Source organism: Rouxiella silvae (assembly GCF_002093625.1).
Taxonomy (GTDB): Bacteria; Pseudomonadota; Gammaproteobacteria; order Enterobacterales; family Enterobacteriaceae; genus Rouxiella; species Rouxiella silvae.
Map to the genome: position 1 here is coordinate 1 of NZ_MRWD01000110.1, position 5,279 is coordinate 5,279.

The window sequence follows — 5,279 nt, forward strand, 5'->3', positions numbered from 1 at the left end:
GGTGGTGATAGCAGCTGTCAGGGTAGTTTTACCGTGGTCAACGTGGCCGATAGTACCAACGTTGACGTGCGGTTTAGAACGTTCAAACTTTTCTTTAGACATCGATTGTCCCTCTGAGACACGGTTAGATCGGTGGTATCACCACATCAACCAAGCAATTGCTTGTTTGAATTAAGTTTCAGAAGAAAATCAGGGGGGAGGAATTCAGAAGTGGTGCTGATAGGCAGATTCGAACTGCCGACCTCACCCTTACCAAGGGTGCGCTCTACCAACTGAGCTATATCAGCACATCTAGTTAGTTGGAGCGGGCAGTGGGAATCGAACCCACATCATCAGCTTGGAAGGCTGAGGTAATAGCCATTATACGATGCCCGCATCCTAGAACCCGGCTACCTGATTTTTCTGAAGAACATCAAGGTGGGGACAAGGCGATGAAACACTTAATTCCGCACCTTCACCTCAAGACCCGTGCTGTTTCATTTAACTGAATGCCAGGAGACTCAAGGTTGTAAACTGTCATCTTTCACTCTGCTGGCTGGTCGATTCGGCTACTGCCGTTTCTACCTCGCAAAGGAAGATGGTGGTGGGGGAAGGATTCGAACCTTCGAAGTCGATGACGGCAGATTTACAGTCTGCTCCCTTTGGCCGCTCGGGAACCCCACCTAATTGTGTTAAGTACTTGATGGTGCCGGCTACCGGAATCGAACTGGTGACCTACTGATTACAAGTCAGTTGCTCTACCAACTGAGCTAAGCCGGCATCAAGTGCTGCGCATTCTAGGGGGACTTGGCGGGTCATGCAACAAAAAAATTGAGATAATTGTTCGTTAGGTCATGTTTTACTCAAAATAGTGCTTTCAGGCCCATTTTAGCCTGTTTATTGCTTAAAGAGCAGCCAGTTGAGCCGTAATTTTACACATCCCCTTTGCGTTTTCATTTTGACTCGATTCGAAAAAACGAGAAAAGTGGCGATTTTTTTCTTCCCGCGAAAAGTTCACCCCACGTCCTTTGCACCAGAAAAGTGATCTCACGCACACTTTTATATCAATCCATTGCCCAACAGGAGCAACGTTACCTGTTATCCGAGGTTTTTTAGTTGGCGCGCTTATTGCTTTGTCTATTAGTAAGAGACGAATGAGCACTCATTCCTGATATCCCATACTCCCACATCCGTCTTTGGAGAAGCGAATATGAAAATTGTCCTGCTCAATGCTGCAACATTACCAATATACCGTGAAGAGCTGGCTGAGCTGTTTTGCGATGGCCAAGCGGGAAGTCTACCGGGGCTCCTTTGCCACGAAGACTCCCCTGCGGTCAGTGAGGCATTTTTCCATGATCTGCGTGAAGCCATGTCGAAGCATCAGCGATTATTATGGATTGCTCGCAGTGCGCAAGGTCTGATAGGAACTGTACAGCTTGAGTTAGCGGCAAGTGATACTTTGCGGCAATGCGGCACTGTATCGACACTGGTAGTGGATACAGCAGCCAGAAGGCAGGGTGTGGCGAAGCAGCTTATGCGGGAACTGGAGAATACCGCTTTCAGCCTGCGCCGAGGTCTGTTGTCACTCGATATACAGGCAGGGAGCGCCGCAGAGGCCTTTTATCGTGCGCAGGGCTATCGGTGCTCTGGTAAAAAATCGACCGAAATGCCTGGATCCTATTCATCTCCTCATCTCGACAGGCTTTATTATAAGCGATTAATACCTGACGCCCCGCTCCCCTTGCAGTCGATAAATTAATACACCTCTGAAATTAACAACTATTTAACAATGGGTTATACATCTATAACCCCATTTTTCTTGTTCATTTTTTTCAAAAATGTTTTAACTCAATCAAAGAAATCGATAAGTAAATAAGAAAAATGTCTACGCCTGAAAGCAAGCTGTCTATAATAGCCAGCTGGTTTACTGTCTGGAGTTGGCGTGCAGCGCCTTTCCTGACCTGCGCTAACAGGCAGACTTTAACTTATGAAGAAAAGAGACTTATCTTTGGCAACCCCCTATCTACAGTTCGACAGGACTCAGTGGGCAGCCCTACGCGATTCAGTGCCATTAACGCTCAAAGAAGCGGAAATTATGAAACTGAAAGGTATCAACGAGGACCTGTCTCTTGAAGAAGTTGCACAGATCTACCTGCCGCTTTCGCGCCTGCTAAATTTCTATATCAGCTCCAACCTGCGCCGCCAGGCGGTTCTTGAGCAGTTTTTAGGAACCGATGGGCAAAAAATCCCTTATGTGATTGGTATTGCCGGCAGCGTTGCCGTGGGTAAAAGCACGACTGCACGTCTGCTTCAGGCCCTGTTAAGCCGATGGCCTGAGCATCGCAGCGTAGAGTTGATTACGACCGACGGTTTCCTCTATCCCAATAAAACGCTCAATGAGCGCGGGATCATGAAAAAAAAGGGCTTCCCACAGTCTTACGATATCCATCAACTGGTGAAGTTTGTATCCGAAGTTAAATCGGGTGCTAAAAACGTCAGTGCGCCAGTCTATTCACATTTAATTTATGACGTTATCCCCGACGGCAATAAAGTTATTAATCAGCCCGATATACTCATACTAGAAGGTCTTAACGTTTTACAAAGCGGAATGGATTATCCTCACGATCCGCACCGTGTATTTGTTTCGGACTTTGTCGATTTTTCTATTTATGTCGATGCGCCAGAAGACTTATTACAAAGCTGGTATATCAATCGCTTTTTGAAATTCCGTCAGGGTGCATTTTCAGATCCTGACTCTTATTTTCACCATTATTCAAAACTGCCTGAAGCCGAAGCTGTTCAAATTGCCACCGGCCTATGGAAAGAAATTAATGGACTGAATTTAAAGGAAAATATCTTACCTACTCGCGAGCGCGCCAGCCTAATTATGACGAAAAGCGCTAATCATGCCGTGGAAAATGTCCGGTTGAGAAAGTAATGTCTAAAATAAAGAGGGGAGACGTGATTGTCTCCCCTCTTACCCATTAATTATAAAATCATAGACTCTTAGAGGCCGCGCAAGGATATTTCACCGCCAATAAAGGTTTTAATTTCCCCATCAATTTCGAGCAATAGTGCGCCCTGCGGATCGATACCACGTTCAATACCGTGTATTTCCTTATCGCCAATCAGCAATTTAACCGGGCGATCGAGGAAATTATCAATACTGCGCCAACGTGCAATAAACGGTGAAAGCCCATCCAATTCGAACTGACGCAACGCCGCCCGCAGGTCTTTCAGTAAAGTGACCGTCAACTCATTGCGATCGATATTAATACCGGCTTCCTGCAGGTTAATCCACCCTTGATTGATGACATCAGCCGCCGGTTCACGCATACGAAGGTTAATACCGGCGCCGATGACCAAATGTGCCGCATCGCCGGTTTTACCCGTCAATTCGACCAGAATACCCGCGAGCTTACGGTCTTTCAGGTAGAGATCGTTTGGCCATTTAACTCTGACGTCGGCAGCCCCCAAGCGTTGCATCACTTCCGCCATCACAATACCAATAACCAGACTTAACCCCATTGCTGCTGCTGGACCCTGATCTAATTTCCAATACATTGAAAGATAGAGATTAGAGCCAAAGGGTGAAAACCACTTGCGGCCACGTCGCCCTCTGCCAGCCTGCTGATATTCAGCTACGCAGGCATCTCCTGATTTCAGTTGGTTAATGCGGTCCATCAAATATTGATTAGTTGAATCGATAACGGGAAGGACGTCTACCTTCCCTTCTGGCAAAGCCGCGAGGATTTTATCGCTGTTCAGCAGCTGTATCGGTGCCGGTAGTCTGTAGCCCTTACCCGGCACAGTGAAGATATCTAATCCCCACTCTCGTACGGTTTGAATATGTTTATTAATGGCAGCTCTGCTCATACCCAGTTCGGTTCCAAGCTGTTCACCGGAATGAAACTCACCGTTGGACAGAGTAGAAATCAGGCGCAGCGGTACGGTGATATCTTTCATGATAAAGCCTCGACTGCGTTAACTTCGCCCTGAGCGGAGATAAATCGCACTTCGGGCTCCAACCATACGGAAAACTTGTCTGCAACCTGCTGGCGAACGTGGCGCGCGAGTGCAACAACGTCCTGACTGGTAGCATTATCTCGATTAATCAGTACCAAAGCCTGCTGCTGATGTACCGAGGCTCCCCCTATTTTAAACCCTTTCAAGCCTGCATTTTCTACTAACCAGCCTGCAGCAAGCTTCACTTTACCGTCATCCTGTGGGTAAATCGGCATATTTGGGTAATCGATACGCAATGTCTCCGCTCTTTCGGCATCAACAATGGGATTCTTATAGAAGCTGCCCGCATTACCTGTTTTAGCAGGGTCAGGTAATTTGCTGCGGCGCATGGCACATACCGAATCAAATATTTGCTTTGGCGTGACCGTTGCTGGACTCATTCGAGTCAAATCACCATAGGTCAGCTTAGGATGCCACTCTTTAGGCAAATGTAATCCTACGGCGACAATGGCATAGCCCTCGCGATAAGCATGTTTAAAAATACTTTCACGATAGCCGAATAGGCAATCGATAGCTGACAGACGCAGCACTTCACCGTTATCAAGGTTAAGCAAATCAACGTAATTGCAGAGGCTTTGCAGCTCAATTCCGTAGGCGCCAATGTTCTGTATTGGCGCAGAGCCGACACATCCCGGTATTAACGCCAGATTTTCTAAACCACCGATGTTATTTTCCAAAGTATGACAGACTAGCTGATGCCAGTTTTCACCCGCCCCAACGTGGAGCAGCCATTCATTGTTTGTTTGTGTTATTTCGATGCCTTTTAGGCGATTTACCACCACAATACCGGCAAAATTTTCCAGGAATAGGACGTTACTTCCTTCGCCAAGCAGCAGCATAGGCTGACGATTTTCCTTGGTCAAATGCCAGGCTTCGGTCAGATGCTCATTACGCGTTGCGGTGATAATTTTTGACGCCTGCGCTTCAATAGCGAAGGTATTAAGATTTTTCAGTGATGTGTCGTGACTCGACATAACGCGTGTTACTCATTCGTGGCTTAATTATCCTTAGTTTACCCGATCCTGTGCGGGCTGACGCGACTGTTTTTCACCGCTTTTTCCGAACTCTGAAATCCAAAGAATGAAAATAATGATGAAAATTTCAGCAACCATTACATGATACAGCCACTTCCAAACGCAAAAAGGCCCCTGTCGTCAGACAGGGGCCCGATTTTCGTAGCACTTGACCCGGCTTTTCGCCCTTTTACAAACGCCAATTAGCAAAAAACCCCAGCTTTCGCTGAGGTTCTGTGCTTTATTTGATGCCTGGCAGTT

Annotated in this window: 5 protein-coding genes and 4 tRNA genes; 2 read left to right on the forward strand and 7 right to left on the reverse strand. The window is 46.9% G+C overall.

Features of this window, described 5'->3' with window-relative positions:
- From BS639_RS24395 to BS639_RS24415, 5 genes are all read right to left on the reverse strand, one after another.
- The coding region (locus BS639_RS24395) for a GTP-binding protein (RefSeq protein ID WP_232799363.1) at positions 1 to 102 on the reverse strand (102 nt) is incomplete at its 3' end.
- 109 nt (positions 103 to 211) lie between these two features.
- Positions 212 to 287 (reverse strand) — tRNA-Thr (locus BS639_RS24400).
- A gap of 13 nt (positions 288 to 300) precedes the next feature.
- Positions 301 to 375, reverse strand: a tRNA-Gly gene (locus BS639_RS24405).
- A 203-nt stretch (positions 376 to 578) separates the two neighbouring features.
- Positions 579 to 663: transfer RNA gene (locus BS639_RS24410), tRNA-Tyr, on the reverse strand.
- 20 nt (positions 664 to 683) lie between these two features.
- Positions 684 to 759 (reverse strand) — tRNA-Thr (locus BS639_RS24415).
- A 430-nt stretch (positions 760 to 1,189) separates the two neighbouring features.
- Between BS639_RS24415 and BS639_RS24420 the strand changes: the two genes are divergently transcribed.
- Positions 1,190 to 1,738 carry a GNAT family N-acetyltransferase gene (locus tag BS639_RS24420; protein WP_084984629.1) on the forward strand — a complete coding sequence of 183 codons (549 nt, stop codon included), beginning with the start codon at positions 1,190 to 1,192 and terminating at the stop codon, positions 1,736 to 1,738.
- Positions 1,739 to 1,966: 228 nt separating this feature from the next.
- The gene (gene coaA / locus BS639_RS24425) at positions 1,967 to 2,917 is read left to right on the forward strand and encodes a type I pantothenate kinase (protein WP_055775321.1); all 951 of its coding nucleotides are present in this window, start codon (positions 1,967 to 1,969) and stop codon (positions 2,915 to 2,917) included.
- Between the two features lie 68 nt (positions 2,918 to 2,985).
- Here coaA and birA read toward each other — a convergent pair whose 3' ends face one another.
- Both birA and murB read right to left on the reverse strand, forming a co-directional pair.
- Complete coding sequence (birA, locus tag BS639_RS24430; RefSeq protein WP_084984630.1) at positions 2,986 to 3,945, reverse strand: bifunctional biotin--[acetyl-CoA-carboxylase] ligase/biotin operon repressor BirA; 960 nt, start codon at positions 3,943 to 3,945, stop codon at positions 2,986 to 2,988.
- Complete coding sequence (gene murB, locus BS639_RS24435; protein WP_084984631.1) at positions 3,942 to 4,979, reverse strand: UDP-N-acetylmuramate dehydrogenase; 1,038 nt, start codon at positions 4,977 to 4,979, stop codon at positions 3,942 to 3,944. Before murB ends, birA begins: the two co-directional genes overlap by 4 nt.
- Positions 4,980 to 5,279 lie beyond the last annotated feature (300 nt).

What these genes read in the sequence shown, in the direction of transcription:
- BS639_RS24420 (WP_084984629.1), top strand. Translation starts at nt 1,190, where the DNA reads ATGAAAATTGTCCTGCTCAATGCTGCAACATTACCAATATACCGTGAA.
- coaA (WP_055775321.1), top strand. Translation starts at nt 1,967, where the DNA reads ATGAAGAAAAGAGACTTATCTTTGGCAACCCCCTATCTACAGTTCGAC.
- birA (WP_084984630.1), bottom strand. Translation starts at nt 3,945, where the DNA reads ATGAAAGATATCACCGTACCGCTGCGCCTGATTTCTACTCTGTCCAAC.
- murB (WP_084984631.1), bottom strand. Translation starts at nt 4,979, where the DNA reads ATGTCGAGTCACGACACATCACTGAAAAATCTTAATACCTTCGCTATT.